17 protein-coding genes are annotated in these 25240 nt (G+C 68.2%); 11 read left to right on the forward strand and 6 right to left on the reverse strand.

The window, feature by feature from the left end:
- The first annotated feature begins 9 nt into the window (after positions 1-9).
- The 8 genes from FBZ87_RS22050 to FBZ87_RS22085 all read left to right on the forward strand — a co-directional run bounded on the left by FBZ87_RS22050 (position 10) and on the right by FBZ87_RS22085 (position 13929).
- On the forward strand, positions 10-1326 hold the full coding sequence (locus FBZ87_RS22050; protein WP_145612758.1) for a spinster family MFS transporter: 1317 nt from the start codon (positions 10-12) through the stop codon (positions 1324-1326).
- Entirely contained in the window at positions 1326-2963 is a 1638-nt protein-coding gene (locus FBZ87_RS22055) for a carboxylesterase/lipase family protein (RefSeq protein ID WP_145612759.1), read from the forward strand. The genes FBZ87_RS22050 and FBZ87_RS22055 overlap by 1 nt, the downstream gene beginning before the upstream one ends.
- A gap of 262 nt (positions 2964-3225) precedes the next feature.
- On the forward strand, positions 3226-4176 hold the full coding sequence (locus FBZ87_RS22060) for a helix-turn-helix transcriptional regulator (protein ID WP_211107062.1): 951 nt from the start codon (positions 3226-3228) through the stop codon (positions 4174-4176).
- A gap of 484 nt (positions 4177-4660) precedes the next feature.
- Complete coding sequence (locus FBZ87_RS22065; RefSeq protein ID WP_211107063.1) at positions 4661-10975, forward strand: HAMP domain-containing protein; 6315 nt, start codon at positions 4661-4663, stop codon at positions 10973-10975.
- 14 nt (positions 10976-10989) lie between these two features.
- A complete protein-coding gene (locus FBZ87_RS22070) occupies positions 10990-12900 on the forward strand; it encodes a response regulator (protein WP_145612760.1) in 1911 nt (636 codons plus the stop codon).
- A 90-nt stretch (positions 12901-12990) separates the two neighbouring features.
- A complete protein-coding gene (locus tag FBZ87_RS22075; RefSeq protein WP_145612761.1) occupies positions 12991-13356 on the forward strand; it encodes a hypothetical protein in 366 nt (121 codons plus the stop codon).
- Positions 13357-13360: 4 nt separating this feature from the next.
- Entirely contained in the window at positions 13361-13627 is a 267-nt protein-coding gene (locus FBZ87_RS22080; protein ID WP_145612762.1) for a DUF5985 family protein, read from the forward strand.
- An 11-nt stretch (positions 13628-13638) separates the two neighbouring features.
- Entirely contained in the window at positions 13639-13929 is a 291-nt protein-coding gene (locus FBZ87_RS22085; RefSeq protein ID WP_145612763.1) for a DUF5985 family protein, read from the forward strand.
- A 25-nt stretch (positions 13930-13954) separates the two neighbouring features.
- Here FBZ87_RS22085 and FBZ87_RS22090 read toward each other — a convergent pair whose 3' ends face one another.
- Together FBZ87_RS22090 and FBZ87_RS22095 are read right to left on the reverse strand one after the other, a co-directional pair.
- A complete protein-coding gene (locus FBZ87_RS22090) occupies positions 13955-15253 on the reverse strand; it encodes an amino acid permease (protein WP_145612920.1) in 1299 nt (432 codons plus the stop codon).
- A gap of 532 nt (positions 15254-15785) precedes the next feature.
- Positions 15786-16562 (reverse strand): DUF899 domain-containing protein, encoded by a 777-nt coding sequence (locus FBZ87_RS22095; protein ID WP_145612764.1) that lies wholly within the window; start codon positions 16560-16562, stop codon positions 15786-15788.
- A gap of 116 nt (positions 16563-16678) precedes the next feature.
- Here FBZ87_RS22095 and FBZ87_RS22100 point away from each other — a divergent pair, with 116 nt between their 5' ends.
- Positions 16679-17899: a helix-turn-helix domain-containing protein gene (locus FBZ87_RS22100; protein WP_145612765.1), complete on the forward strand. Its 1221-nt coding sequence runs from the start codon at positions 16679-16681 to the stop codon at positions 17897-17899.
- Between the two features lie 31 nt (positions 17900-17930).
- Positions 17931-18566 carry a Vgb family protein gene (locus FBZ87_RS22105; protein WP_145612766.1) on the forward strand — a complete coding sequence of 212 codons (636 nt, stop codon included), beginning with the start codon at positions 17931-17933 and terminating at the stop codon, positions 18564-18566.
- Between the two features lie 10 nt (positions 18567-18576).
- Here FBZ87_RS22105 and FBZ87_RS22110 read toward each other — a convergent pair whose 3' ends face one another.
- Positions 18577-21534, reverse strand: coding sequence for an ATP-binding protein (locus FBZ87_RS22110; protein WP_145612921.1), 2958 nt, complete (start codon positions 21532-21534; stop codon positions 18577-18579).
- A gap of 222 nt (positions 21535-21756) precedes the next feature.
- Between FBZ87_RS22110 and FBZ87_RS22115 the strand changes: the two genes are divergently transcribed.
- Positions 21757-22992 carry an MFS transporter gene (locus FBZ87_RS22115; RefSeq protein WP_145612767.1) on the forward strand — a complete coding sequence of 412 codons (1236 nt, stop codon included), beginning with the start codon at positions 21757-21759 and terminating at the stop codon, positions 22990-22992.
- Between the two features lie 22 nt (positions 22993-23014).
- Here the strand turns inward: FBZ87_RS22115 and FBZ87_RS22120 are convergent, their stop codons facing one another.
- The 3 genes from FBZ87_RS22120 to FBZ87_RS22130 are packed head-to-tail and all read right to left on the reverse strand — an operon-like array spanning position 23015 to position 25114.
- Complete coding sequence (locus FBZ87_RS22120) at positions 23015-23479, reverse strand: DUF1348 family protein (RefSeq protein ID WP_145612768.1); 465 nt, start codon at positions 23477-23479, stop codon at positions 23015-23017.
- A gap of 38 nt (positions 23480-23517) precedes the next feature.
- A complete protein-coding gene (locus FBZ87_RS22125; RefSeq protein WP_145612769.1) occupies positions 23518-24048 on the reverse strand; it encodes a cytochrome P460 family protein in 531 nt (176 codons plus the stop codon).
- A 10-nt stretch (positions 24049-24058) separates the two neighbouring features.
- Entirely contained in the window at positions 24059-25114 is a 1056-nt protein-coding gene (locus FBZ87_RS22130) for an alpha/beta fold hydrolase (protein WP_145612770.1), read from the reverse strand.
- Positions 25115-25240 lie beyond the last annotated feature (126 nt).

A 25240-nucleotide genomic window follows, 5' to 3' on the forward strand; every position in this document is an offset into this window, starting at 1 on the left:
GTATAAAGCATGACCATCGTTTCTCCGGCGCCAAAGCCGGTGTCGACTTCGCCCCAAGGCACGGCGCCGCCTGAAGCCCGCGCCTGGTACGTGCTGGCAGCGCTTTGCTTCGTCTACGTGTTGAACTTCCTGGACCGGCAGTTGCTGTCCATCCTGGCCAAGCCCATCCAGGACGACCTGGGCGTCAGCGACGGTCAGCTGGGCCTGATCAGCGGGCTCTACTTCGCCCTGTTCTATTGCTTCATCTCCATCCCCGTGGCCTGGCTGGCCGATCGCACCAACCGGGTGCGGGTGCTGTCCATCGCCTGCGCCTTGTGGAGTGCGGCCACGGTGGCCTGCGGTCTGTCGGCCACGTATCCGCAGCTGGTGCTGGCACGCATGACGGTGGGCGTGGGGGAAGCCGGTGGCGTGCCCCCCTCCTACGCCATCATCACCGATTACTTCCGACCAGGGCGGCGGGGTGCCGCTTTGGGCCTGTTCAACTTGGGCCCGCCCCTGGGCCAGGCGTTGGGCGTCGCCTTCGGCGCCTCCTACAGCTGGCGCCAAGCCTTCCTGGTGCTGGGCATGTTCGGCGTCGCCGCCGCGCTCATCGTCTGGCTGACCATCCGCGAGCCCAAGCGTGGCGGCTTGGACCTGCCGGCATCGGACGCCCTTCCCGCGCAGGCCAGGGCAGGATTCTTGGAAACGGTCGCCATGTTCTTCAAGCGCCCAGCCCTGCTGCTGATGGCGCTGGCCTGCGGGGCGACGCAGTTCGTCACCTACGCCGTCATGAATTTCACGGTCCTGTTCCTGATGCGGGAAAAAGGCATGAGCCTGCAGCAGGTGGCGGTGTATTACGCCCTGCTGATCGGCATTGGAATTTCCATTGGCATGTATACCTCGGGCCGGCTGGTTGACCGGTTCAGCGGCCGTTCCAGGCAAGCCTACGCCCTGGTCCCGGCGCTGGGCCTGGCGGGAGCCGTGCCCCTCTTCGTGGGCTTCGTCTGGGCGCCGGGGTGGCAACTGGCACTGCTGCTGCTGATTGGCCCGACCATCCTCAATTACTTCTTTCTCTCCCCCGCCGTCACCTTGGTGCAGGAGGAGGTGCGACCCAACCAGCGCGTGCTGTCGGGCGCCTTGCTGCTGCTGGTCATGAACCTGATCGGCCTGGGCTTCGGCCCCACCTACCTGGGCGCCGCCAGCGACCACTTCCGGACGGCCCATCCGGGCAATTCCCTGCAACTCGCCTTCTACACCCTTGTCCCCTTCTATTTCCTGGCCATCGCGCTTTTCCTGGCGCTGGCGCGGGTGCTGAAGGCGGAAGCCAACCGGACCGGAGATCACTGATGCGTCTTTTCCTACGCCTGGGCGCTTGCGCCGCAGCCGCCTTGATGTCCCTCGGCGCCCTGGCCGAGGACAATCCCACGGTGCGGGCACCGGCCGGCACCGTGGCGGGCCGCAGCAGCGGCGACCTGAACGTCTTCAAGGGCATTCCTTACGCCAAGCCCCCGGTAGGACCGCTGCGCTGGAAGGCGCCGGAGTCCCTGCCCGCCTGGACGGGCGTGCGCGACGCCGGAGCCCCTGGCCTGGCCTGCGTGCAGCCCAGGGCAGCCGGCACCACCGTCTACACCAGCCCGCCACCGGCGATGGGCGAGGATTGTCTGACCCTGAACATCACGGCGCCCAAGCGGGCGAGGAACGCCCCCGTCCTGGTGTGGATCCACGGCGGCACGCTGCTCAACGGCTATGGCTTCAACGAGATGTATGACGGCGCCGCCCTGGCCCGGCGCGGCGTCATTGTCGTATCCATCAATTACCGGCTGAGCGTCCTCGGCTATATGGCCTATCCCGGTCTGAGCGCGGAGAATCCCGACGGCATTTCCGGCAACTACGGCCTGCTGGACCAGATCGCCGCCCTGCGCTGGATCCACGATAATATCGCCGCCTTCGGCGGTGACGCGGCCAACGTCACGGTGTCCGGCGAGTCCGCCGGTGCGCTGTCGGTCATGTACCTGATGGCGTCGCCCAAGGCGAAGGGCCTGTTCGCCAAAGCGGTGGTGGAGAGCGGCTACATGATCTCCATGCCCGAGCTGAAGCAACCCAACCATGGCGAGTTCGCGGCGGAGGCCATCGGGTCCTACATCGCCGGCCAAGTGGGGGCGACGGATGTGGCGGCCTTGCGCGCCATGGACGCGGAAACGCTGGTGCAAGCGGCAGCCAAGGTCAATTACTTCCCCCTGGGCACGGTGGACGGCAAGGTGCTGACCGGCCAGCTGGTCGACGTGTTCGACAAGGGGGAGCAGGCGCCGGTTCCCATCCTGACCGGGTTCAACAGCGGGGAAATCCGCTCCCTGCGCTGGCTGATCGCCCCGCCGCCGGCCGACGCCAAGGCCTATGAGGCGATGATCCGCGAACGCTACGGCGACCTGGCCGATGAATTCCTGCGGCTCTACCCCGCCACCGGCAAGCTGGAGGAAAGCGAGCTGGCGGCCACCCGCGATGCGCTGTACGGCTGGACGGCCGAGCGGTTGGTGCGGGACCAGACCAGGCTGGGGCAGCCGGGATACCTTTACCTCTTCGACCACGGCTATCCCGCCATGGACGACAAGGGGTTGCACAGCTTCCACGCCTCGGAAATCCCCTATGTCTTCGGCACCATGGCGCATACGCCGTCCTATTGGCCGAAAGCGCCGGACAGTCCGGTCGAACAGCGCCTGACCGCCGCCATGAGCGATTATTGGGCCAGCTTCGCCCGTGACGGGAAACCGGTGGCGGAGGGCGTGCCCGCCTGGCCCGTCTTCGGCAAGGACGAAGGCTACATGGCCTTCACCGACACGGCGCAACCGGGACGCCGGGTGATGCCCGGCATGTATGCGTTGCACGAGGCTACTGTGTGCCGCCGCCGGGCGGCGGGCAACCTGCCCTGGAACTGGAACACCGGTGTCGTGTCGCCCGTGCTGCCCCCACATGCGGAGGGTTGCTGACATGCCGCTGACGGGAGGTGTCACGATCGTCACCGGGGCGGGCAGCGGCGTGGGCCGGCAGCATACCCTGTTCCTGGCCCGACAGGGCGGTGAGGTGAGACCGCCCCCTGGCTGCCCCGTGGCAGCCGGGAGAGGAAAGGTCGGCACCCACCGCGCTCTATCGGGCTAAATTTGACAATATTTTTAGACCCTTGGCTGCTACGCTGCCCCTGTTCCGAACCATCATTGGACCGGTGCCCGTCCTGCCGAGGGGAAATTGGAGATGCAGCCGCCCGTCCTGTCCGCGTCCTCCGCCTCCAACGCCCGCAGCATGGCGGAAACGAATTTCATTTCCGCGACCATCCTGCACTCGCAACTGACGGATGACGGCGAACGGCTGAGCGTCCGGCGCACCACTTGTGACGCCCTGCCCGACGTGGAAATGGCCTACGGTGGCATTGACGCCCACCTGGCGCGGCTTTACCTGCAGCCCACCCCCGCCTGCACCATGCAGCAGGGCCGGCGCATGCTGCAGCTGGCACCCCGCGCGCCCATGGAATGCTCGTTCCGCGACATGCGCGACCCTTGCGTCTGGCGCGTCGTCCATCCCGTGGACATCATCAGTTTCGAACTGCCGCGCGGCGCCATGGCCCATTGGGCCCGGGATGCGGGGCTACGCGGCTTCCACGGGCTGGAATATGAATCCGGCCTGACGATGATCGACGACGTCATTACCCATTTCGGTCTGGCGCTGATGGCGCCGCTGGCAACGCCCGGCCGGGCCCCGGCCTTGTTTGTCGACTATATCCTGAATGCCTTCTGCGCCTATCTGGTGCGCATCATGGGGCGGGAATTGCCCGATGGCTGGCGCCGGGGCGGGCTGGCCCTGTGGCAGGAACGGCGGGCGAAGGAGATGATGGAGGCGGATCTGCGGGCGCCGGTGACGCTGAAGCAACTGGCGGACGCCTGCGGCCTGTCGGCGGCGCACTTCGCCCGCGCCTTCCGCCAGTCGGTGGGGGAACCGCCACACCGCTGGCTGACCCGCCGCCGGATGGAATTCGCCAAGGCATTGCTGACGGCGGGCGAATTGCCCCTGGCCGACATCGCCCTGCGCTGCGGCTTCTCCGACCAGAGCCATTTCACCCAGGTCTTTTCCCGCCTGTGCGGCCAGTCCCCGGGCGTCTGGCGCCGCGCCCATCAGCGGGACGTCGTTCCTGGCCGCCGCCCGGTGTGAAGGGCCCGCCTGGCCGTAGCGCAACCATCGCGTCCCGGTCGCCCCGCGCAGCGGCGGCACCATGACAGCGGAGCGCCGGATGTGGCCGGCTGCCCACACGAACAGGGGATGTGAACTGGGGCGGGCGACACGCGCCTGGTTCTGACAGAGCCGCCATGACGACGCCCAGTCCGAAAAGGCGTACTCAAAACAGATATATGATCCCCGCATTATCCCACTTACCTAAGTTATAGGGCGGCATAGACGGACAGAAGCTGTATCGAACTCTTGGGAACTGCTAGACCATATGAATAGAACGACATGCCAAACCACATCCGCGGAATATCCGTACTTGTAAAATTGGCCCAATAGGGGTGCTCCGGTCGGCGAATCCACGGCAGGGACAGATGCGGCGCCCCCTCAGGGAAGAATAGGGCCCCCGGCCACCCCCGGGGCCGAGCGTCATCAATCCGTGGCCCAGCCGGGCCCACGCCGGGAGGCTTCCTTGCAGCTCCAGCACGACACCGCCGACGCCGTCCCCGTTTCCACCGTGGCGTTGGACAGCCCTCCCCCCGGTGGGGCGGAGCTGTACCAGTTGCTGGAGGCTTTGCAGGCGGTGAAGGTCGGCGACTTCTCCGTCCGTATGTCCGGCAACCATGTCGGTGTCCTAGGCAAGATCGCCGACACCTTCAACGAGATCGTCGCCGCCAACGAACGCATGGCGCAGCAGCTGGAGCGGGTGGGCCAGGTCGTGGGCCGCGAGGGCAAGACGCGCCAGCGCGTGAAGTTCAACCTGTCCAGCGGGTCCTGGGGCGACATGGAAGGGTCGGTCAATTCGCTGATCGACGACCTGTTGTGGCCGACGACGGAAGTGACCCGCGCCATCACCGCCGTGGCGCGCGGCGATCTGCTGCAGACGGTGCCGCTGGATGTGGACGGCCGGCCGCTGCAGGGCGAGTTCCTGCGTTCCGCCACCATCGTCAACACCATGATCAAGCAGCTGAACGTCTTCACCTCGGAAGTGACGCGCGTGGCACGCGAGGTGGGCACCGACGGCAAGCTGGGCGGCCAGGCCCAGGTGCGCGAGGTGACGGGCGTCTGGAAGGACCTGACGGAATCCGTGAACTCCATGGCGTCCAACCTGACGGCCCAGGTGCGCAACATCGCGGAGGTGACCATCGCCGTGGCCAACGGCGACCTGTCCAAGAAGATCACCGTGGACGTGCGCGGCGAGATCCTGCAGCTGAAGGAAGCCATCAACACCATGGTGGACCAGCTGCGGTCCTTTGCGTCGGAAGTGACGCGCGTGGCGCGCGAGGTCGGCACCGATGGCAAGCTGGGCGGCCAAGCCATCGTCCCCGGCGTCGCCGGTACCTGGAAGGACCTGACGGACTCGGTCAACGCCATGTGCGGCAACCTGACCGACCAGGTGCGCAACATCGCCCAGGTGACCACGGCGGTGGCGCGCGGCGACCTGTCGCGCAAGATCACCGTGGACGTGCGCGGTGAAATCCTGGAGCTGAAGAACACCATCAACACCATGGTGGACCAGCTGAACGCCTTCGCCGGCGAGGTGACGCGCGTGGCCCGCGAGGTCGGCACCGAGGGCAAGCTGGGCGGACAGGCGGTGGTGCCCGGCGTGGGCGGCACCTGGAAGGACCTGACCGACAACGTGAACTTCATGGCCGGCAACCTGACGGCCCAGGTGCGCAACATCGCGGAAGTGTCCACCGCCATCGCCAACGGCGACCTGTCCAAGAAGATCACCGTCAACGTCAGCGGCGAAATCCTGCAGTTGAAGGAAACCATCAACACCATGGTGGACCAGCTGAACGCCTTCGCCGGCGAGGTGACGCGCGTGGCCCGCGAGGTCGGCACCGAGGGCAAGCTGGGCGGACAGGCCATGGTGCGCGGCGTGGCCGGCACCTGGAAGGATCTGACCGACAGCGTGAACTCCATGGCCGGCAACCTGACCGACCAGGTGCGCAACATCGCCGAGGTCGCCACCGCCGTGGCCAACGGCGACCTGTCGCGCAAGATCACCGTGGACGTGAAGGGTGAGATCCTTCAGCTGAAGGAAACGCTGAACACCATGGTGGACCAGCTGAACGCCTTCGCCGCCGAGGTGACCCGCGTGGCCCGCGAGGTCGGCACCGAGGGCAAGCTGGGTGGACAGGCCCAGGTGCCCGGCGTCGCCGGCACCTGGAAGGATTTGACCGACAACGTCAACTCCATGGCCGGCAACCTCACCGGCCAGGTACGCAACATCGCCGAGGTCGCCACCGCCGTGGCCCAGGGCGACCTGTCCAAGAAGATCACCGTCAACGTCAGCGGCGAAATCCTGCAGCTGAAGGAAACCATCAACACGATGGTGGACCAGCTGAACGCCTTCGCCGCCGAAGTGACGCGCGTGGCGCGCGAGGTGGGCACCGACGGCAAGCTGGGCGGCCAGGCCCAGGTGCCCGGCGTCGCCGGCACCTGGAAGGATTTGACCGACAGCGTGAACTCCATGGCCGGCAACCTCACCGGCCAGGTGCGCAACATCGCCGAGGTCGCCACCGCCATCGCGAACGGCGACCTGTCGCGCAAGATCACCGTGGACGTGCGCGGCGAGATCCTTCAGCTGAAGGAAACGCTGAACACCATGGTGGATCAGCTGAACCGCTTCGCCGGCGAGGTGACGCGCGTGGCCCGCGAGGTGGGCACCGAGGGCCGCCTGGGCGGCCAGGCGCAGGTGCCCGGCGTCGCCGGCACCTGGAAGGACTTGACCGACAGCGTCAACTTCATGGCCTCCAACCTGACCGACCAGGTGCGCAACATCGCGGAGGTGACCACGGCCGTGGCGCGCGGCGACCTGTCGCGCAAGATCACCGTGGACGTGAAGGGCGAAATCCTGGAGCTGAAGAACACCATCAACACCATGGTGGACCAGCTGAACGCCTTCGCCGCCGAGGTGACGCGCGTGGCCCGCGAGGTCGGCACCGAAGGCAAGCTGGGCGGCCAGGCCCAGGTATCCGGTGTCGCCGGCACCTGGAAGGACCTGACCGACAGCGTGAATTTCATGGCCGGCAATCTGACGGCCCAGGTGCGCAACATCGCCGAGGTGGCCACCGCCATCGCCAACGGCGACCTGTCCAAGAAGATCACCGTGGACGTGCGCGGCGAGATCCTGCTGCTGAAGGAAACGCTGAACACCATGGTGGAGCAGTTGCGCTCCTTCGCGGCCGAGGTGACGCGCGTGGCGCGCGAGGTGGGCACCGAGGGCCGCCTGGGCGGCCAGGCGGTGGTGCCCGGCGTGGGCGGCACCTGGAAGGACCTGACCGACAACGTCAACCTGCTGGCCGCCAACCTGACCACCCAGGTGCGCAACATCGCGGAAGTGACCACGGCCGTGGCGCGCGGCGACCTGTCGCGCAAGATCACCGTGGACGTAAAGGGCGAAATCCTGGAGCTGAAGAACACCATCAACACCATGGTGGATCAGCTGAACGCCTTTGCCGGCGAGGTGACACGCGTGGCCCGCGAGGTCGGCACCGAGGGCAAGCTGGGCGGCCAGGCCCAGGTGCCCGGCGTGGCCGGCACCTGGAAGGACCTGACCGACACCGTGAACGTCATGGCCGCCAACCTGACGGAACAGGTGCGCGGCATCGTCAAGGTGGTGACCGCCGTCGCCAACGGCGACCTGAAGCAGAACCTGGCGGTGAAGTCCAAGGGCGAGGTGGCGGCCCTGGCCGAGACCATCAACAACATGACCAACACGCTGGCCACCTTCGCCGACCAGGTGACGACCGTGGCGCGCGAAGTGGGCGTGGAAGGGCGCCTGGGCGGCCAGGCCAACGTGCCGGGTGCGGCCGGCACCTGGAAGGACCTGACCGGCAACGTCAACCTGCTGGCCGCCAACCTGACGACCCAGGTGCGCGCCATCGCCGAGGTGGCGACCGCCGTGACCAAGGGCGACCTGACCCGCTCGATCCAGGTCGATGCCCGCGGCGAGGTGGCGGAGCTGAAAGACAACATCAACACGATGATCGACAATTTGCGGCTGACCACCGACCGCAACACCGAACAGGACTGGCTGAAGACCAACCTGGCCCGCTTCACCAACATGCTGCAGGGCCAGCGCGACCTGTCCACCGTGGGCCGCATGCTGCTGACGGAGCTGACACCCCTGGTCGGCGCCCACCAGGGCGTGATCTACCAGATGGATGAGGAAGGCCCGCGCAGCCTGAAGCTGGTCTCGGGCTATGCCGACGACGCCACCCACGGCCACCCGCAACGCCTGCAGATCGGCGAGGGGCTGATCGGCCAGTGCGCCGCCGACAAGCGCCGCATCCTGATCACAGAGATGCCGGCCAACGTCGTGCCCATCTCCTCCGGCCTGTTCAAGGCCATCCCGCAAAGCGTCGTGGTCCTGCCCGTGCAGTTCGAGGGCCAGGTGAAGGCGGTGATCGAGCTGGCGTCCATGACGGCCTTCACCGGCCTGCAGATGACCTTCCTGGAGCAGCTGACCGCCAGCATCGGCATCGTGCTGAACAGCATCGAGGCGACGATGCAGACGGAAGGCCTGCTGAAGCAATCGCAGCAGCTGGCCGCCGAACTGCAGGCGCAGCAGGGTGAGTTGCAGCAGACCAACGAACAGCTGGAACAGAAGGCGCAGCAGCTGGCCGAGCGCAATGTCGAGGTGGAGCGCAAGAACCAGGAGATCGAACAGGCCCGCCGCGCGCTGGAGGAAAAGGCGACGGAACTGTCCCTGACCTCAAAGTACAAGTCGGAGTTCCTGGCCAACATGAGCCACGAGCTGCGCACGCCGCTAAACTCCATCCTCATCCTGGGCCAGCAGCTGAGCGAGAACCCGGACGGCAATCTGACGCCCAAGCAGGTGGAATTCTCCCGCACAATCCACGGCGCCGGCACCGACCTTTTGAACCTGATCAGCGACATCCTGGACCTGTCGAAGATCGAGTCCGGCACCGTCTCGGTGGAAGCGGAGGAGATCTTCTTCAGCAACCTGCTGGACACCGTGGCGCGGCCCTTCCGGCATGAGGCGGAAAACCGCCGGCTGGCCTTCGACGTGCAGCTGGACCCGACGCTGGGCCGGACGCTCACCACCGACAGCAAGCGCCTGCAGCAGGTGCTGAAGAACCTGCTGTCCAACGCCTTCAAGTTCACCGAGACGGGCGGCGTGCGCCTTACCGTCTCGGCGCCGGCCAGCGGCTGGTCGTCAGACCATCCCATCCTGAAGCAGTCGCCCAAGGTGGTGGCCTTCGAGGTCAGCGACACCGGCATCGGCATTCCCACCGAGAAGCAGAAGATCATCTTCGAGGCCTTCCAGCAGGCCGACGCCAGCACCAGCCGCAAGTATGGCGGCACCGGCCTGGGCCTGGCCATCAGCCGCGAGCTGGCCAACCTGCTGGGCGGTGAAATCCACCTACGCAGCACGCCTGGCAGCGGCAGCACCTTCACCCTGTACATTCCGGCCACCTATCTGGCCCCCGTCCACACCGCCCGTGCCGTGGCGTCCAATGCCGCTGCCAACGACCACCGCCCCGCCCTAGTGCCGGCCGACGCCAACTGGCGGCATGCCGCCGGCCTGCCGGAGCGCGCGCTGGAGCAGGTGGTGGACGACCGGCTGGATATCCAACCCGGCGATGCCATCCTGCTGATCGTCGAGGATGACCCGCACTACAGCCGGGTGATGGTCGACCTGGCCCGCGACAAGGGCTTCAAGGTTCTGGTCGCCATGCGCGGCATCGACGCCCTGGACCTGGCGCGCCAGTATCAGCCGACGGCGGTGTCGCTGGACGTGTTCCTGCCCGACATGCTGGGCTGGACGGTGTTGAGCCAGCTGAAGCACAACCCCGCCACCCGCCACATCCCCGTGCAGATCATCACCCTGGACGAGGACCGGCAGCACGGACTGGCCCGGGGTGCCTTCTCCTTCATGTCCAAGCCGACCTCGCCGGACGTGCTGGACAGCGCGCTGGAGCGGATCAAGGAATACGCCCAGCCGCGGCGCAAGCGCCTGCTGGTGGTGGAGGATAACGCCGCCGAGCTGATGAGCATCACCGAGCTGCTGGGCCACGACGACATCGAGGTCTTGGCCGCCGGAACCGGGGCGGAGGCGCTGAGGACCCTGCGCGAGAAGCCGTGCGACTGCGTGGTGCTGGACCTGCGCCTGCCCGACATGACGGGGTTCGAGGTGCTGGAGGTCATCAGCGCCGACAGCAACCTGTGCGACGTGCCGGTGATCGTCTTCACCGGGCGCGAGCTGTCCGCGGAAGAGGACGCCAAGCTGCACGCCATGGCGCGCAGCATCGTCGTCAAGGGCGTGGAATCGCCAGAGCGGCTCTTGGACGAAACCTCGCTGTTCCTGCACCGGGTGGTGGCCGACCTGCCCGCGGACAAGCGCCGCATGCTGGAGCGGCTGCACGGATCGGACGAGGATCTGGTAGGCAGCACCGTGCTGCTGGTGGACGACGACGCCCGCAACATCTTCGCCCTGTCCAGCGTGCTGGAACGCCGGGGCATGCGCGTGCTGGCGGCCACCACGGGGCGCGAGGCCATCACCCTGATCGAGCAGACCCCCGACATCGCCATCGTGCTGATGGACATCATGATGCCGGAGATGGACGGCTACCAGACCATGGGCGTCATCCGCGCCAACCCGGCCTTCCGCCGGCTGCCCATCGTCGCCTTGACGGCCAAGGCGATGAAGGGCGATCGTGAGAAATGCCTGGAAGCGGGGGCCTCTGATTACCTGGCCAAACCGGTCAACACCGAGCAATTGCTGTCGGCGTTGCGCATGTGGCTGCATCGCTGAGGGGACGCTTCACCATGGACGTCACGCCCAAGGCCAACATACTCCTGGTGGATGACCAGCCGGCCAAGCTTCTCAGCTACGAGGTCATCCTGAGCGAGCTGGGGGAGAACCTGATCAAGGCCGGCTCCGCCCGCGAGGCGCTGGAGCATCTGCTGCGGCACGACATCGCCGTCATCCTGGTCGATGTCTGCATGCCGGATCTGGACGGCTTCCAACTGGCCGAGATGATCCGCAGCCATCCCCGCTTCGAGAAGACCGCCATGATCTTCATCTCGGCGGTCATGATGTCGGACGTCGATCGGCTGCGCGGCTATGAGGCGGGGGCGGTCGACTACGTGCCCGTGCCTGTGGTGCCTGAGGTCTTGCGCGCCAAGGTCCGCGTCTTCGTCGAGCTGCACCGCAAGACCCGCCAGCTGGAGCAGCTGAACGCCGAGCTGGAGCGCCGCGTGGCGGAGCGCACCGCCGACCTGGAGCACACGGCCGCCCGCCTGCAGCAGAGCGAGCGGCGGCGCAGCCTGGCCCTGGCCGCGGGCGGCATGGGGTCTTGGGACTGGAACGCCGACACCGACGAACTGATGTGGGACGACGCCCAGCACCGCATCTTCGGCACCGACCCCGCCCGCTTCGCCGTCACCGCCGGCAGCGCCTGGGCCCTGTTCCACCCCGAGGACCGCGAGGCACAGATCCGGGCCATCCGCCAGGCCGCCACCACCGGCCAGCGCTATGGCGAAGAGTTTCGCATCATCCGGCCCGACGGCGCCATCCGCTGGTGCTTCGCGGCCGCGGCCCCCACCGGCGACGCGGACGGCCGCCCCCGCCGGCTGAGCGGTGTCACCTTCGACATCACCGAGCGCAAGGATGCCGAGGCCCGGCAGATGATGCTGGCCCGCGAGGTCGATCATCGGGCCAAGAACGCCCTGGCCGTCGTCCAGTCGGTGCTGCGCCTCACCCGGGCGCCGTCCGTCCCCGAGTTCGTGGAAGCGGTCGAGGGGCGCATCGGCGCCATCGCCTGGGTACACACGCTGCTGTCGAATTCCCGCTGGCAGGGCGCCGAGCTGGTGCGGCTGGTGCGCGAGGAAATGGCCCCATATCAGTCCGGCGACATGCCGCGCGTGGTGTTCGACGGCCCGGACGTGATGTTGCTGCCCGCCACCGCCCAGTCGCTGGCGCTCAGCATCCATGAACTGGCCACCAACGCCGCCAAATACGGATCGCTGTCGGTGCCGACCGGCAGCGTCCGGCTGACTTGGCACGCCCGCGCGGACGTCCTGACCCTGACGTGGCGGGAAACCGGCGGCCCTTCGGCAACGTCGCCACGGTCGCGCGGCTTCGGCATCCGCGCCATCACCGAGAGCGTGGAACGGCAATTGTCCGGCCGGGTCGAGATGAACTGGCTGCCCACCGGCCTGATCTGCACCTTCAGCATTCCCATGAGCGAGGTGGGGAAATTGGTGGCCGATGACGCCGCCCCCGTCGCCCCACCGGCGCCGGAACCCGCCGCCCCGGCCCACCACCTTCCCCCCGGGCTGCGGGTCCTGGTGGTGGATGACGAGGCCATGGTGGCCATGATGATGGAGCAGGCGCTGCTGGATCTGGGCATGGCGGTGGTCGGCCCCGTCGGCACCCTGCCCCAGGCCCTGGGCCTGGCCAAGGCCGGTGGCATCGATTGCGCCATCCTGGACGTCAACCTGCAGGGCACGCCGATCTATCCGGTGGCCGATCTGCTGGCGGACGCGGGCGTGCCCTTCATCTTCCTTACCGGGTACGACAAGGTGACGATGGATGGCCGCTATCATGGCGTGCCGGTCCTGCAGAAGCCGGTGCGGCTGTCCGACCTGGAGCGCGCCCTGCTGACGCTCATCGGCCCCGCCGCGTCGCCCCCCGTCCGCGTCTTCGCCACGGGGCAGGTCGCCAGTCTCGCCTGACATTTCCACCCCCATTATTGGAGGCAGATCCCGGGCCCGCGGCGACGCCGCGGGCGGCCATAGGCCACCGGGGACTAGACGGTAACCGCCATGCTTTCCGAACGGCACCTTCATCTCTTGCGCCTCTCCACCCCCTCCGTCTGGGCGTTGGAGACCCTCCTGTTCCTGTACCGGGGACGTGACCGGGCGTGGACGGTGCCTGAACTGATCCTGCATCTGCGCAGCAGCGCCACCGCGATCGAGGGGGCGCTGGTCCCCCTTGCCCAGGCGGGCCTGGTCGTCGCGGAAGGCGACGCCCACCGGTTCCAGCCGGCCGGGCCCATCCTGGAGGCTTTCGTGCGCGACCTCGAGACCGCCTATGCCGAGCAGCCGCTATCCGTCATGAGAGCCATCCTCTCGTCCCCAAATTCGCGTATCAAGTCTTTCGCCGACGCCTTCAAACTGAGCAAGGATTGAGGCCATGCCGACGCTTGCAGCGGCCGTCTACCTGCTGTGTGGGGCCACCAGCTTTCTGTGCATGGTTCTTCTGATCCGCAAATACCTGCAGGACCGGTCACGCCTGTTGCTGTGGAGCGCGCTCTGCTTCACCGGCCTCGCGATCAACAACTTCCTGCTGTTCCTGGATTTCGTCGTGCTGCCCGACGTGGACCTGCGTCCGCTGCGCACGGTGACCGCCCTGGTCTCCGTCGGCATCCTGCTGGTCGGACTTATCTGGGAGACGGAGTGATGGGGGCTGGGATGGAAGTGTCCGTCAAGGTGCTGAGCTACCTGTCCGGCGGCGTGACGCTGGGCTATTTCCTGGTCGGCCTTTTCTTCCTACGGTTCTGGGTACGGGTGCGGGACACGTTGTTCCTGGCTTTCGCCACCGCCTTCGGGCTGCTGGCCATCAACCAGGCGATCACCACCTTCGCCGATGTGGCGCAGGGGGAATACCTGTGGGCGTTCGGCCTGCGGCTGGCGGCCTTCTCGCTGATCATCGCCGCCATTGTCGGCAAGAACGTGCGACGGCGGGGGAAAGCCCGATCCTGACGGGACCGGGCATCCCGCCCGGCGGTCATCCCCTTTTGGCCACCTGCCAGCCGACGACCATCGCCACCACCCAGGCGGGGGCGACGTAGAGGGCCAGGCGGGTGTTGTCGTCAAACGCCAGCAGCACCAGGGTCAGGGCGAAGAAGGCCAGCGTCAGATACCCCGTCCACGGCGCGCCGGGCATGCGGTAGGGCGACGGCGCCGCCCGCCCCGCCGCCACGGCGCGACGGTAGAGCAGGTGAGAGATGATGATGATGGACCATGTCCACAGCTGGATCACCACCACTGTGCTTATCACGTAGATGAAGGCCTGTTCGGGCGCGACGTAGTTCACCAGCACCCCGGCCAGCATGAACACCACCGAGGCGATGATGCCGCGCGTGGGCACACGCTGGTCGCTGAGCGTGGCGAAATAGGGCGGCGCCTCCTTGGCGTTGGCCAGGGTGTGCAGCATGCGGCCGCAGGAGAAGATGCCGCTGTTGCAGGCCGAGGCGGCGGCCGTCAGCACCACGAAATTGATCACCCCGGCGGCGGCGGGAATGCCGAAATGGTCGAACACCGTGACGAAGGGGCTGAAATCGGGGGAGATCTGGTCCCACGGCACCAGCGACATGATCACCACGATAGCGCCGATGTAGAACACCAGGATGCGCAGCAGGGCGCCGTTGATGGCGCGCGGCAGGGTCTTGCCCGGATCCTCCGCCTCGCCCGCCGTCACGCCGATCAGTTCGATGCCGCCGAAGGCGAACAGGGCGGCCGGAAAGACCAGCAAGGTCGCCATGGTGCCGTTGGCGAAGATGCTGCCGTGGGTCCACAGGTTGGAGACGCTGGCGTGGGTGCCCAGACCGCCGGCGTCGAAGCCCAGCACCGCCACGCCGAAGATCAGCAGGGCGACGACGGCCAGGACCTTGATCAGTGCGAACCAGAATTCAAACTCGCCGAACACTTTCACGCTGCGCAGGTTGGCCGCCAGCAGCACGCCCAGCATGGCCAGCACCGGCACCCATTGCGGCAAGTTGGGGAACCAGTAACGGATATAGACGCCGACCGCCGTCAGCTCGGCGATGCCGACCATGACCCACAGGAACCAGTAGGACCAGCCGGAGACGAAGCCGGCCCAGGGCCCCACGAATTCGTGGGCGTACGTGGCGAAGGAACCGGCCACCGGGCGGTAGAGCAGCAGCTCACCCAGCGCCCGCGCCATGAAGAACACCGCCATGCCACCCAGCGCATAGGCCAGCAGCAGGCTGGGTCCGGCCTTGTGGATGGCCTGCGCCGAGCCCAGAAACAATCCCGATCCGATGGCGCCGCCCAGTGCGATCATCTGCACATGACGGTTCTTAAGGCCGCGAACCAGCCCTCCCGACACTTCGCTCACGCGGCACCGCCGGCAGCTTGATCACAAAACATTAAAATCCCTCTCCCGAAAATTCTTATGTTACTTGACCAAAGCCCGGTGCTTGCTGCTCCCAGGTAATTCAAGGCTTCCGCCAGCCAATCTTTACTTGGGCAGAAGGGTTCATATCATCTTTTCGGCGCGGTGGCTGCCCCAGATGCGTGTTGGATTGGCGGCCCGCCGGCGCCAGCCAAGGCCCCAGGTGGAAAATGGCCATCAGCAGGTACATCTGCGTCATCCCGCCCAGGGGCCACGCGTCCGCCGGGGTGATGCAGAGCATCGCCGGCCGCGCGGCCTCCTGAATGGCCGTGACCGCCGCCATGACGGCGAAGGTCGGTGCCGCGGCCAGGCGCAGCCAATCCGCAATGCGTGGAAGTCCGCTAAACCACATGTCCCATCTCCTGTGGAAGGAGGGCAAGGGCCCGGGATGCCGCCAAGACGGCGCCCCCGGCCCCCCCCCTCAACGTTGCGGGCCGTACTCGTCATGCCGGCGCCACCAGACGCCGCCCTCGTTGCGGCCCAGTGGCGCGCGGTCCAGCCATTGGTAGGCGCCCCATAGGCTGTCCAGGCCCCGCGCATAGGTCGAGTAGGTGTGGTAGAGGGCGCCGTCGTCGCCGCACGCGAACGCGCTCATGCCCGGCCGGTCGCGGGTATAGGTGGGCGCGTCGGTGCCGCAGGTGGCCGCGAACCGGGCCACCGGTTCCGGCACCACCGTCGTCGCGTCCATGGCGTGGCCGCCGCGCTTGTAGTTGTACTCGATACGGCCGTCGCGCTGCTCCGCCTCGGTGAAGGCGACGTTGTAGTCGAAATTGAAGTCGCCGCCGGCCGATGACGCCCAGGGGAAGGTCCAGCCCATGCGCCGCTTATAGGCCTGCAGCTTGGCCAGCGGCGCCCGCGACACCGCCACCAGCGCCACGTCATGGTTGGCCAGGTGGACCGCGAAGCCGTTGAAGCCGTCCGCAATCATGGAGCACGAGGGGCAACCCGCCGTGTAATCGGGCCCGAACATGAAGTGATAGACGATCAGCTGCGAGCGCCCGCCGAACAGGTCGGCCAGCGTGGCGGGACCGCCGTCGGTTTCGAAGCGGTAATCCTTGTCCACCCGCACCCAGGGCAAGGCCCGGCGACGTTGCGCCAGCGCATCGCTCTCGCGCGTCAGCGCCTTCTCTGCCTCCAGCAGGTCCAGCCGCGCCGCCAGCCACTCTTCCCGCGTTCCCGTCACATGTGGTGTCATCATTTTCTCTCCATCAGTATATCCACCCGCCCCTTACACCGGGGACAGGGGGCGGTGGTCGGGGCCAGACTGGGCCTGGGCGCCGGAGGGTCGGGAGTGACAAGTGTGACGGGATTCGCATGGACTCGCTGATCACGGCCGCCGGACGGGCATTGGCCCGGGGCGACCCGCTGGGCGCGCTGAACCGCGTCGCCCTGCGCGGTGACCCGCCGGCCCTGGCTCTGCGCGGCATCGCCATGGCGCAGCTGGGCGATCTTCCCCGGGCGCGGGCGCTGCTGCGTGACGCCATGCGCGGCTTCGGCCCGCAGGAGGCCGTGGCACGTGCGCGTTGTGTCGTGGCGGAGGCGGAAATCGCGCTGGCCGCGCGCGACCTCGGCTTTTCCGCGACGACGCTGGATCGGGCGCGCGAGGTGCTGGAGGCGCGCGGCGACCGCGTGAATGCGGCGCACGCCCGGTACCTGGAAATCCGGCGCCTGCTATTGGTCGGCCGGCTGGATGAGGCGGAGGGGGCGCTGGCCCTGCTGGACCCCACCCCCTTCCCGCCCGCGCTACGCGCCGTCCATGAACTGGTGGTGGCCGGCGTCGCCCTGCGGCGCGTGCGGGCGGAACCGGCCCGCGCGGCCCTGGCCCGCGCCGGACACGCCGCGCGACAAGCTGGCATCCCGGCCCTGATGGCGGAGGTGGACGCTGCCGCCCGCGCCCTGACGCTGCCAGCCGCCCGCCTGCTGGTACGGGGAACGCAGCGGCTGCTGACGCTGGAGGAAGTCGAGGCGCTGCAGGCCGCGCCCATGCTGGTCGTGGATGCCTGCCGCCTGACGGTACGCGCCGGCGGCACCCTGGTTGCGCTGACCCGCCGCCCCGTCCTGTTCACGCTGGCCCGTTCGCTGGCCGAGGCCTGGCCGGCCGACGTGTCGCGACAGACGCTTGTGGCCCGCGCCTTCCGCGCCAAGGACGCCGACGAGTCCCACCGGGCGCGCCTGCGGGTGGAAATCGGGCGGCTGCGGGCGTTGCTGCGGCCGCTGGCCCAGGTGCAGACCACCAGGCAGGGGTTCGCCCTGCAGCCCCTGGAAGCGGCCGACGTGGCGGTGCTGACCCTGCCGGAGGAGGATGCGCTGGCCAGCGTGCTGGCCTTGCTGGCGGATGGCGAGCCATGGTCCAGTTCCGCCCTGGCCATGGCGCTGGGCACCAGCCAGCGCACCGTCCAGCGCGTGCTGGAAACGCTGGCGGCGGCGGGCAGGGCGCAGGCCTTCGGCCAGGGCCGGGCGCGGCGCTGGACCACCCCGCCCCTGCCAGGATTCACGACGACCTTGTTACTCCCCGCCTTCCTGCCGGGCGATTAGCGTGGGACGACATCCACCGGAGGCGACCCCCATGAAACGATCAGCCGCTGAAATACTGCGCGAATACGGCCCCTTCCCCGACGTCGACCGCGTGCACGGGGTGACCTATGACGGCCAGCAGGTCTGGTTCGCCGCGGGCGACCGGCTGAACGCCCTGGACCCGGAAGGCGGCGCCGTGCGGCGTTCCATCGAGGTCGCAGCCCACGCCGGCACAGCCTACGACGGGCGGCACCTGTACCAGATCGCCGAGAACCGCATCCAGAAGCTGGACCCCGCCACCGGCCAGGTGCTGTCCACCATTCCCGCCCCGGCCGGGGGTGCCGATTCCGGGCTGGCCTGGGCGGAGGGCACGCTGTGGGTCGGGGAATACCGCGCCCGCAAGATCCACCAGATCGACCCCGAGACGGGAGCCATCCTGCGCTCCATCGAGACCAACCGCTTCGTCACCGGGGTCACCTGGGTCGACGGGGAGCTGTGGCACGGGACCTGGGAAGGGGGCGAAAGCGACCTTCGCCACATCGACCCGCGCACGGGCGAGGTCCTGGAACAATTGGACATGCCGGCCGGCGCGGGCGTATCCGGGCTGGAATCCGATGGCGGCGACCGCTTCTTCTGCGGCGGCGGCGACAGCGGCACGCTGCGCGCCGTCCGCCGGCCCCGACCTTAAGGCCGCTGCATCACCAAGGCCAGGCCGACAGCGCGCCACCGCCATCGGCCGTTCCCGGCAGATCCGCCAGCATAAGCAGCAGCTGGTCGGCGGCACGCAGGTCGGCTGTATCCAGCCCTTCCTGGAAGCCGTCGCGCAGGGGCCGCAGCAGGGCCAGCGCCCGGCCCGGCTGCCCCTGGTCCATCCAAAGGCGGGCGAGGTCGATCGCAGCGCGCAGTTCCCATGCCTTGGCGGCCTGCCGGCGGCTCCACGCCAACGCGTCGTGCAGCAGCGCCTCCACCTCCGCCGCGTCGCGGCCCGGCAGGGTCCGCAGGACATCGGCCTTGACGCGCAGCAGCTCGGGCATGGTGAACAGTTCGCCGCTGGCTGTGCAGCGGTCGATGGCGGCGTCCACCAGGTCCAACGCCTCCCCCTGGCGGCCGCTGAGCTTGAGGCCCTGCGTCAGCGCCAGGCTGAAGGTGGTGGTCAGCAGCTCATACCGGGCGGCGCGCAGGCGGGCCAGGCTTTCCTCCAGCCAGTCCAGCGCGTCGCCGGCGCGGCCCTGCTGGACGGCCAGTTCCCCCCGCAGGCCCCCGCTGGCGGCGATGTACGGCCCCAGGGCGTTGACCTCGGCGGCGCGGGCGAAGTTGGCCAGGCTGACTTCCGCCTTCTCCAGATCGCCCGCCCACAGGTCGACCGACAGCGTCCACAGCAGAGCGATGCAGTGAGTGACCGCGTGCTCCAGCCCCGCCGCCTCGCGCACGGTGCGGGCGGCCACGGCCCGGGCCTGGTCGGCGTGGCCCATCAGCCACAGCGCGCGGGCCAGCGCGATACCCGAACGGTTGCGGTGGTCGAAGCCGTAATAGATCGTCCGCCGCCGGTCGGACGGCATGCTCTGCCGGATGGAAAACTCCAGTTCCTGGCGCGCGCTGGCCTGGTCCCCCGCCAGGTGGTGTGAGATGCCGGCCAGGGAGGCCGCGACGGCCGCCGCCTCCGGCGTATCGATCACCTCGGCCACCTTCACCGCCATGTCGGCCCAGCCATGGGCCGTCGCGTAGTCGCCGATCCTCTCATGGAAAATCTGCAGGCGTCCCAGCAGGCGCAGCTGGCTCCAATGGTCGTCCAGGGCGATGGCCACCGTCAGCGCGCGGCGCAGCGCCGTCTCCGCCGCCTCGCTGTTGCCACGGGTGAACATCAGCGCCAGGCCCAGCGCCGCCTGGATCTCCAGCTCCACCGCCGTGTCGCGGTGACCGTCCAGGTGCGCCACGGCCCGCGCGCACCAGTCGCGGCATTCCACCAGCAGCGACATGTTGGTGAAAACCGGCACGCTCGCCGCCGCCAGGCGGACGGCCAACGCCACATCGCCATCGGGGCCGAAGCTCCAATCCAGGGCGCTGCGTATGTTGCCCAGCTGGCGCGAGAAGTAATGGAAGCGATCCAGGCAGCGCCGATCGGAAAAGGCCGGCTCCTCCAGCTTGGCCACGAAAAAGGCCGCGTGCCGCCGGGCAACGGTGTGGAAGGCCTGCGGTCCCCGGCCCAGCAGCTTTTCCCGGGCGTAGGCGCGGGTCATTTCCAGCAGCCGATAGGTGCTGGCGTTGCCCAGGCGGTCGGGGGAAACCAGCGACTTGGTGGTCAGCTCATCCAAGGCCGCCACGGCCGCGTCGGTGGGCACGTCCTCATCCGTCACCACCTGCAGCGCCGCGTCGATGGAAAACGGGCCCAGGAAGACCGACAGGCGTTCCAGGGTCAGGCGCTCCGCCTCCGGCAGCAGGTTGTAGCTCCAATCCAGGGTGGCCTGCAGGGTCTGCTGGCGCGGCAGGGCGGTGCGGCGTCCGGCCCAGGCCAGGCTGAACCGCTCCCCCAGCAGCTGGGCCGTTGCCTCCAGCCCGTGGGCCGCCACCCGCACGGCCGTCAGTTCGATGGGCAGGGCCATGCCGTCCAGCCGGCCGCACATGTCGGATACCAGGCGGACGGCGTCGACATCGAAGCGCAACGCGCTGTTGCCGGCCGACGCCCGTTCCACGAACAGCGCCACCGCCGGATAGGCCAGCAGCGTGTCCAGCGACAGGCCCTCGGCACCGGCATCGGGATAGGCCAGCGAGCCCAGCCAGTGCACATGCTCCGCCCGCACGCGCAGCGGCTCGCGGCTGGTGGCAAGGATACGGACCTGGGGGGCGGCGTCGATGAGGCGCTCCACCACCCGCGACACGGCGTCCACCAGATGCTCGCAGTTGTCCAGGATCAGCAACAGATGTTCCTGGCGGACATGACCCAGGATGACCGCCATGGGGTCTTCGGACTGGACCAGCGTGCCCAACGCCGCCGCGATGGCGGAAGCCAGCAAGGCCGGATCTTCCAGGGTGCCCAGATCGACGAAGCGCACCTTGCCGTCGAAGTGGGGCATCAGCATGTGCCCCATCTCCACCGCCAGGGTGGTCTTGCCCACGCCGGCGGCGCCGACGATGGTGAAGAGCGGCGTTTCCGGCACACGGCCCGTCAGCAATTGCACGTCCGCTTCCCGACCGAAGACCCGCGGCAGGCGGGCCGGCAGACGGCCGGCGGCGTCCATGGAATAGAGGCCGCCGTCACGGGGGGCCAAAGGGGCGACCGCCGGCGTTTCCGCCGCCGGGGCCGCCCGCTGCAGGGTGGCAACGAAAGCGTAGCCCACGCCCACCTGGGTCGCGATATAGCGGGCGCCGTTCTCGCCATCGCCCAGAATCTTGCGCAGGCCCGCCATATGGAAACGCAGGCTGCCATCCTCCACCACCACGTCAGGCCACACGCGCTTCAGCAAGTCGCGCTTGGCGAGCACGCGGCCGGGCTGTTCCACCAGGGCGACCAGCAGATCGAAGGTGCGGCCGCCGATCTCGACCGGAGCGCCGTCCCGGGTCAGCAGGCGTTCGCCCACGGTCAGGCGGAAGGGACCAAAGGCTACCGGGCCGTCCAGCAGTGAAACCTGGACCGGGGGGATTTGGGAAGAGGAAGACATGTCGTTCACAAACTGCCGCCTTTTCGCAGCGCGGTCGAGTCACAAGCCATCGCCAGGGCCACGGGTGGGCAGGTCCCGGCCGAAGGCGCGCTGACATCGAGGACAAATGTGTGGTGCTTTCATCCCTTCCCCGCAAGTTAGAGCGCGTTAGGCCTTGTGAGACATATGAATCCAGACCAGCGGCCCCTATACAGCGGACCCGGAACATGGTCAGTCTCGGCGATGCGCGCACACTGGTATTGTAAGTTGGGAACCAATTCCCGCCTGGCATTCTGGACCTCGTTCGCGGGGTTCAGTCTGGATGCCATGGATGTGCAGCTGTACGCCTTCATGCTGCCCGTCCTGGTGGCCTTATGGAATTTGACCCATGCGCAGGCCGGCCTGCTGGCCACGGTCACCCTGGTCTCTTCCGCCGCCGGCGGTTGGATCGCGGGGATGCTGGCCGACCGGCTGGGCCGCGTCCGGCTGCTGAAGGTCACCATCCTGGGCTTGGCCGTTTCAACTTGCCTGTGCGGCCTGGTCGACGGCTACGTGTCGTTCCTGGCGGCACGGGCGTTCCAGGGGCTGTGCTTCGGCAGCGAATGGACGGTGGGCGCCGTCCTGGTGGCGGAGGCCGCAGCCCCGGAATTCCGGGGCCGCATGGTAGGTGCCGCGCAGAGCGCCTGGCCGGTGGGCTGGGGCCTGGCCGCCGCCAGCGCCACCCTGATCCCCGCGCTGCTGCCGCCGGACTGGGGGTGGCGGGCGCCCTTCATGATTGGGCTGCCGCCGGCCCTTCTGGTGTTTATCTACCGCACGCGCATGAGCGAGACCGAGGCCTTCCTGCAATTGACGCGCGCCCGGCCCGCGTGGAACGGCATTTTCGCCGCCCCCGTGCTGCCCTCCACCCTCAAGGGCTGCCTGCTGACCACCGGCATGCACGGCGGCTATTGGGCCATCGCCACCTGGTGGCCGGCCATGCTGAAGGCGGAACGGGGGTTTTCCACCGGCACCGCCAGCCTGTATTTCGGCGCGCTGGTGGCCGGGTCCTTCCTGGGCTACGCCTTCGGCGCCTGGCTGGGCGACCGCAAAGGCCGGCGGAAAACCCTGGCCAGTTTCGCCCTGGGCGCCACCGCGCTGCTGCTGGCCTGCACGCTCTATCCCGTGTCCGACCAGGCGCTGTTGCTGTTGAGCTTCCCATTGGGCTTCTTCGCGCTGGGCATGTTCAGCGTCATCGGCGCCGTCCTGGCGGAGCTATATCCGACCGCTCTGCGCGGGTCCGGCCTGGGCTTCTGCTATAATTTCGGGCGGGGCATGGCGGGCATCACGCCCTTGCTGATCGGTGGCAGCATCCTGGGCCTGGGGCTCCGCCATGCCATCGGCCTGTACGCCATTGCCGCCTATGCCCTGGTCCTGCTGGCCGCCTTCCTGCTGCCCGAGACACGCGGGCAAGAGCTAAGGAGCGCGCCGGTGGAAAGCTAGGACGGCGGCACAACCCCAAGCCTTACAGTCCCAGCTCTGAAAGCGAGGGGTGGTCGGCGGGGCGGACACCCAGCCGCCAGCGCAGCATGCGCTCATGTTCCTGTATGGGATGCTCGTTCACGCTGGTCAGGCGACGGCAGATCAGGCCGGTTTCGTCATACTGCCATGCCTCGTTGCCGTAGGCGCGGAACCAGGTGCCGCTGTCGTTGCGGAACTCGCTGGCGAAGCGGACGGCGACGCGGGCGCCATGCGACGCCCAAAGTTCCTTGATGGTCCGCATCTCGATCTCGCGGCGCCATTTGCGGGTGACGAAGGTTCGGATCTGCTCCCGCCCCCACAGGAAGTCGGCACGGCTGCGCCAGTGGCAGTCTATGCGGTGGCTGAGGACCACGACATCGAGATCGCGCAGGTTCCAGCCATCCTCCGCCGTCCGCACCCGTTCGATCAGGTTGGGGTCCAGAGTCGGCGCCGCGTTATGCGTGGTCATGAGATGTCCTTAAATTCAAAGACAGCGGCGCGGCCGCATCAGGGCGCATACCGGGTGAAGACATAATCCCGGTCCGCCACCAGCGCCTGGTGGCAGCCCCAGCAGGTTTCATGCTGGGCCTGGTCCGCTGGCTGGCCGTTGACGAAACGGCCGAAGCCCCAGCCCCCGGTGGCGGCGTAGCGCTTGCTGTCCTTGACCATGATCTGCACCGTGGTCGCCGCCCCGGGAACGGAGGCGGTGGCGAACTCTGGCGACTGGGTATGCTTCCATGCCAGCTTCACCAGGACGGTGCCGTCCGGGAACGGCAGCGTGCCCGCCTGATAGGCCTTGATGGCCGTGGTGTTGCCCACGATGGCGCGCAGCTCATCCAAGGGCGCCGCCTCCTGCGCCGGCGCCACCAGCTGCCAGGCGCGATATCCCTCGGGAATGGTCACGCCATAGAGGGGGGAGGCGGCGCCGGCATTCGCGCCATCCCGCGCCCCTTCGGCCGACGCCCCCGTCGGCGCCAAGGACAGGGCCGTGGCGGCTAGCGTGCCAGCCACCAGCAGCGTGCTTGTGAACAGTCGCATGGCACGTCCCTCACATCTTGTCGGCATCGATGACGGCGCGGACAAAGTCCTCGGGCGCCTCCTGCGGCAGGTTGTGCCCGATGCCGCCGGTCACCAGGCGATGGGCGTACTTGCCGGTGAACTTCTTGGCGTAGGCCGCCGGCTGCGGATGCGGGGCGCCGTTGGCATCGCCTTCCATGGTGATGGTGGGGACACCGATGGCGGGCGCCTGGGCCAGCCGCTTCTCCAGCTCATCGAATTGCGCCTCGCCTTCCGCCAGGCCTAGCCGCCAACGGTAGTTGTGGATGACGATATCGACATGGTCCGGATTGTCGAAGGACGCCGCGGAGCGATCGAAGGTGGCGTCGTCGAAGCCCCACTTCGGCGAGGCTAGGCGCCAGATCAGCTTGGAAAACTCATGAGTGTTGGCGGCATAGCCTGCCCGGCCGCGTTCGGTGGCGAAATAGAATTGGTACCACCACTGCAGCTCCGCCGCCGGCGGCAGCGGGGCCTTGCCGGCCGCCTGGCTGCCGATGAGATAGCCGCTGACCGACACCATGGCCTTGCAGCGCTCCGGCCACAGCGCGGCCAGGATGTTGACGGTACGCGCGCCCCAGTCGAAGCCGGCGACCACCGCCTGGCGGATGTTCAGCGCGTCCATGAAGGCGATGGCGTCCACGGCCAGGGCCGCCTGCTCGCCATTGCGCATCGCGTTGGTGTCGCGCAGGCGCGTCGTGCCATAGCCGCGCAGGTGGGGCACGATCACGCGATAGCCGGCGGCGGCCAGCTTGGGTGCCACCTCCGCGAAGGCGTGGATGTCATAGGGCCAGCCGTGGAACAGCAGCACCGGCTTGCCATCGGCGGGCCCGATGTCGGCGTAGCCCACGGTCAGGGGGCCAGCGTCGATCCGCTTCAGCGACGCGAAGGGGTCGGCGCCGCCGCCCGCCGGCTTGGCGGTGGGCGTGGCGGCCGCCGCCCGGGCGGACGCCATGCCCCCTAAGGTGGCAGCCACGGCCGCCGCGGCGCCGGCCCCCAGCAGCTGGCGCCGCCGCTGGTCGATCTTGTCGAAGGGGTTCGTGAGGTTCATGACCCAATCACCTTTGATCCGGCGGGGGGAGTCCCGTCCCGCCCGCGTTGCGTTTTCGTCAGAGCTCAGAATAACGATCGGTGCCGGACAGGCCCGTTATGTGTCGTGAGGCCTTATGAGCGGGCC

This window comes from Nitrospirillum amazonense (assembly GCF_007828035.1).
In the GTDB taxonomy this organism is placed as follows: Bacteria; Pseudomonadota; Alphaproteobacteria; order Azospirillales; family Azospirillaceae; genus Nitrospirillum; species Nitrospirillum amazonense.

Bases quoted from the DNA above. Each gene is read 5' to 3' on its own strand.
- FBZ87_RS22115 (WP_145612767.1), top strand. From the start codon at position 21,757: ATGCGCGCACACTGGTATTGTAAGTTGGGAACCAATTCCCGCCTGGCA.
- FBZ87_RS22090 (WP_145612920.1), bottom strand. From the start codon at position 15,253: ATGATCGCACTGGGCGGCGCCATCGGATCGGGATTGTTTCTGGGCTCG.
- FBZ87_RS22055 (WP_145612759.1), top strand. From the start codon at position 1,326: ATGCGTCTTTTCCTACGCCTGGGCGCTTGCGCCGCAGCCGCCTTGATG.
- FBZ87_RS22105 (WP_145612766.1), top strand. From the start codon at position 17,931: ATGAAACGATCAGCCGCTGAAATACTGCGCGAATACGGCCCCTTCCCC.
- FBZ87_RS22075 (WP_145612761.1), top strand. From the start codon at position 12,991: ATGCTTTCCGAACGGCACCTTCATCTCTTGCGCCTCTCCACCCCCTCC.
- FBZ87_RS22125 (WP_145612769.1), bottom strand. From the start codon at position 24,048: ATGCGACTGTTCACAAGCACGCTGCTGGTGGCTGGCACGCTAGCCGCC.
- FBZ87_RS22050 (WP_145612758.1), top strand. From the start codon at position 10: ATGACCATCGTTTCTCCGGCGCCAAAGCCGGTGTCGACTTCGCCCCAA.
- FBZ87_RS22100 (WP_145612765.1), top strand. From the start codon at position 16,679: ATGGACTCGCTGATCACGGCCGCCGGACGGGCATTGGCCCGGGGCGAC.
- FBZ87_RS22120 (WP_145612768.1), bottom strand. From the start codon at position 23,479: ATGACCACGCATAACGCGGCGCCGACTCTGGACCCCAACCTGATCGAA.
- FBZ87_RS22085 (WP_145612763.1), top strand. From the start codon at position 13,639: ATGGAAGTGTCCGTCAAGGTGCTGAGCTACCTGTCCGGCGGCGTGACG.
- FBZ87_RS22060 (WP_211107062.1), top strand. From the start codon at position 3,226: ATGCAGCCGCCCGTCCTGTCCGCGTCCTCCGCCTCCAACGCCCGCAGC.
- FBZ87_RS22130 (WP_145612770.1), bottom strand. From the start codon at position 25,114: ATGAACCTCACGAACCCCTTCGACAAGATCGACCAGCGGCGGCGCCAG.
- FBZ87_RS22110 (WP_145612921.1), bottom strand. From the start codon at position 21,534: ATGTCTTCCTCTTCCCAAATCCCCCCGGTCCAGGTTTCACTGCTGGAC.
- FBZ87_RS22080 (WP_145612762.1), top strand. From the start codon at position 13,361: ATGCCGACGCTTGCAGCGGCCGTCTACCTGCTGTGTGGGGCCACCAGC.
- FBZ87_RS22095 (WP_145612764.1), bottom strand. From the start codon at position 16,562: ATGATGACACCACATGTGACGGGAACGCGGGAAGAGTGGCTGGCGGCG.
- FBZ87_RS22070 (WP_145612760.1), top strand. From the start codon at position 10,990: ATGGACGTCACGCCCAAGGCCAACATACTCCTGGTGGATGACCAGCCG.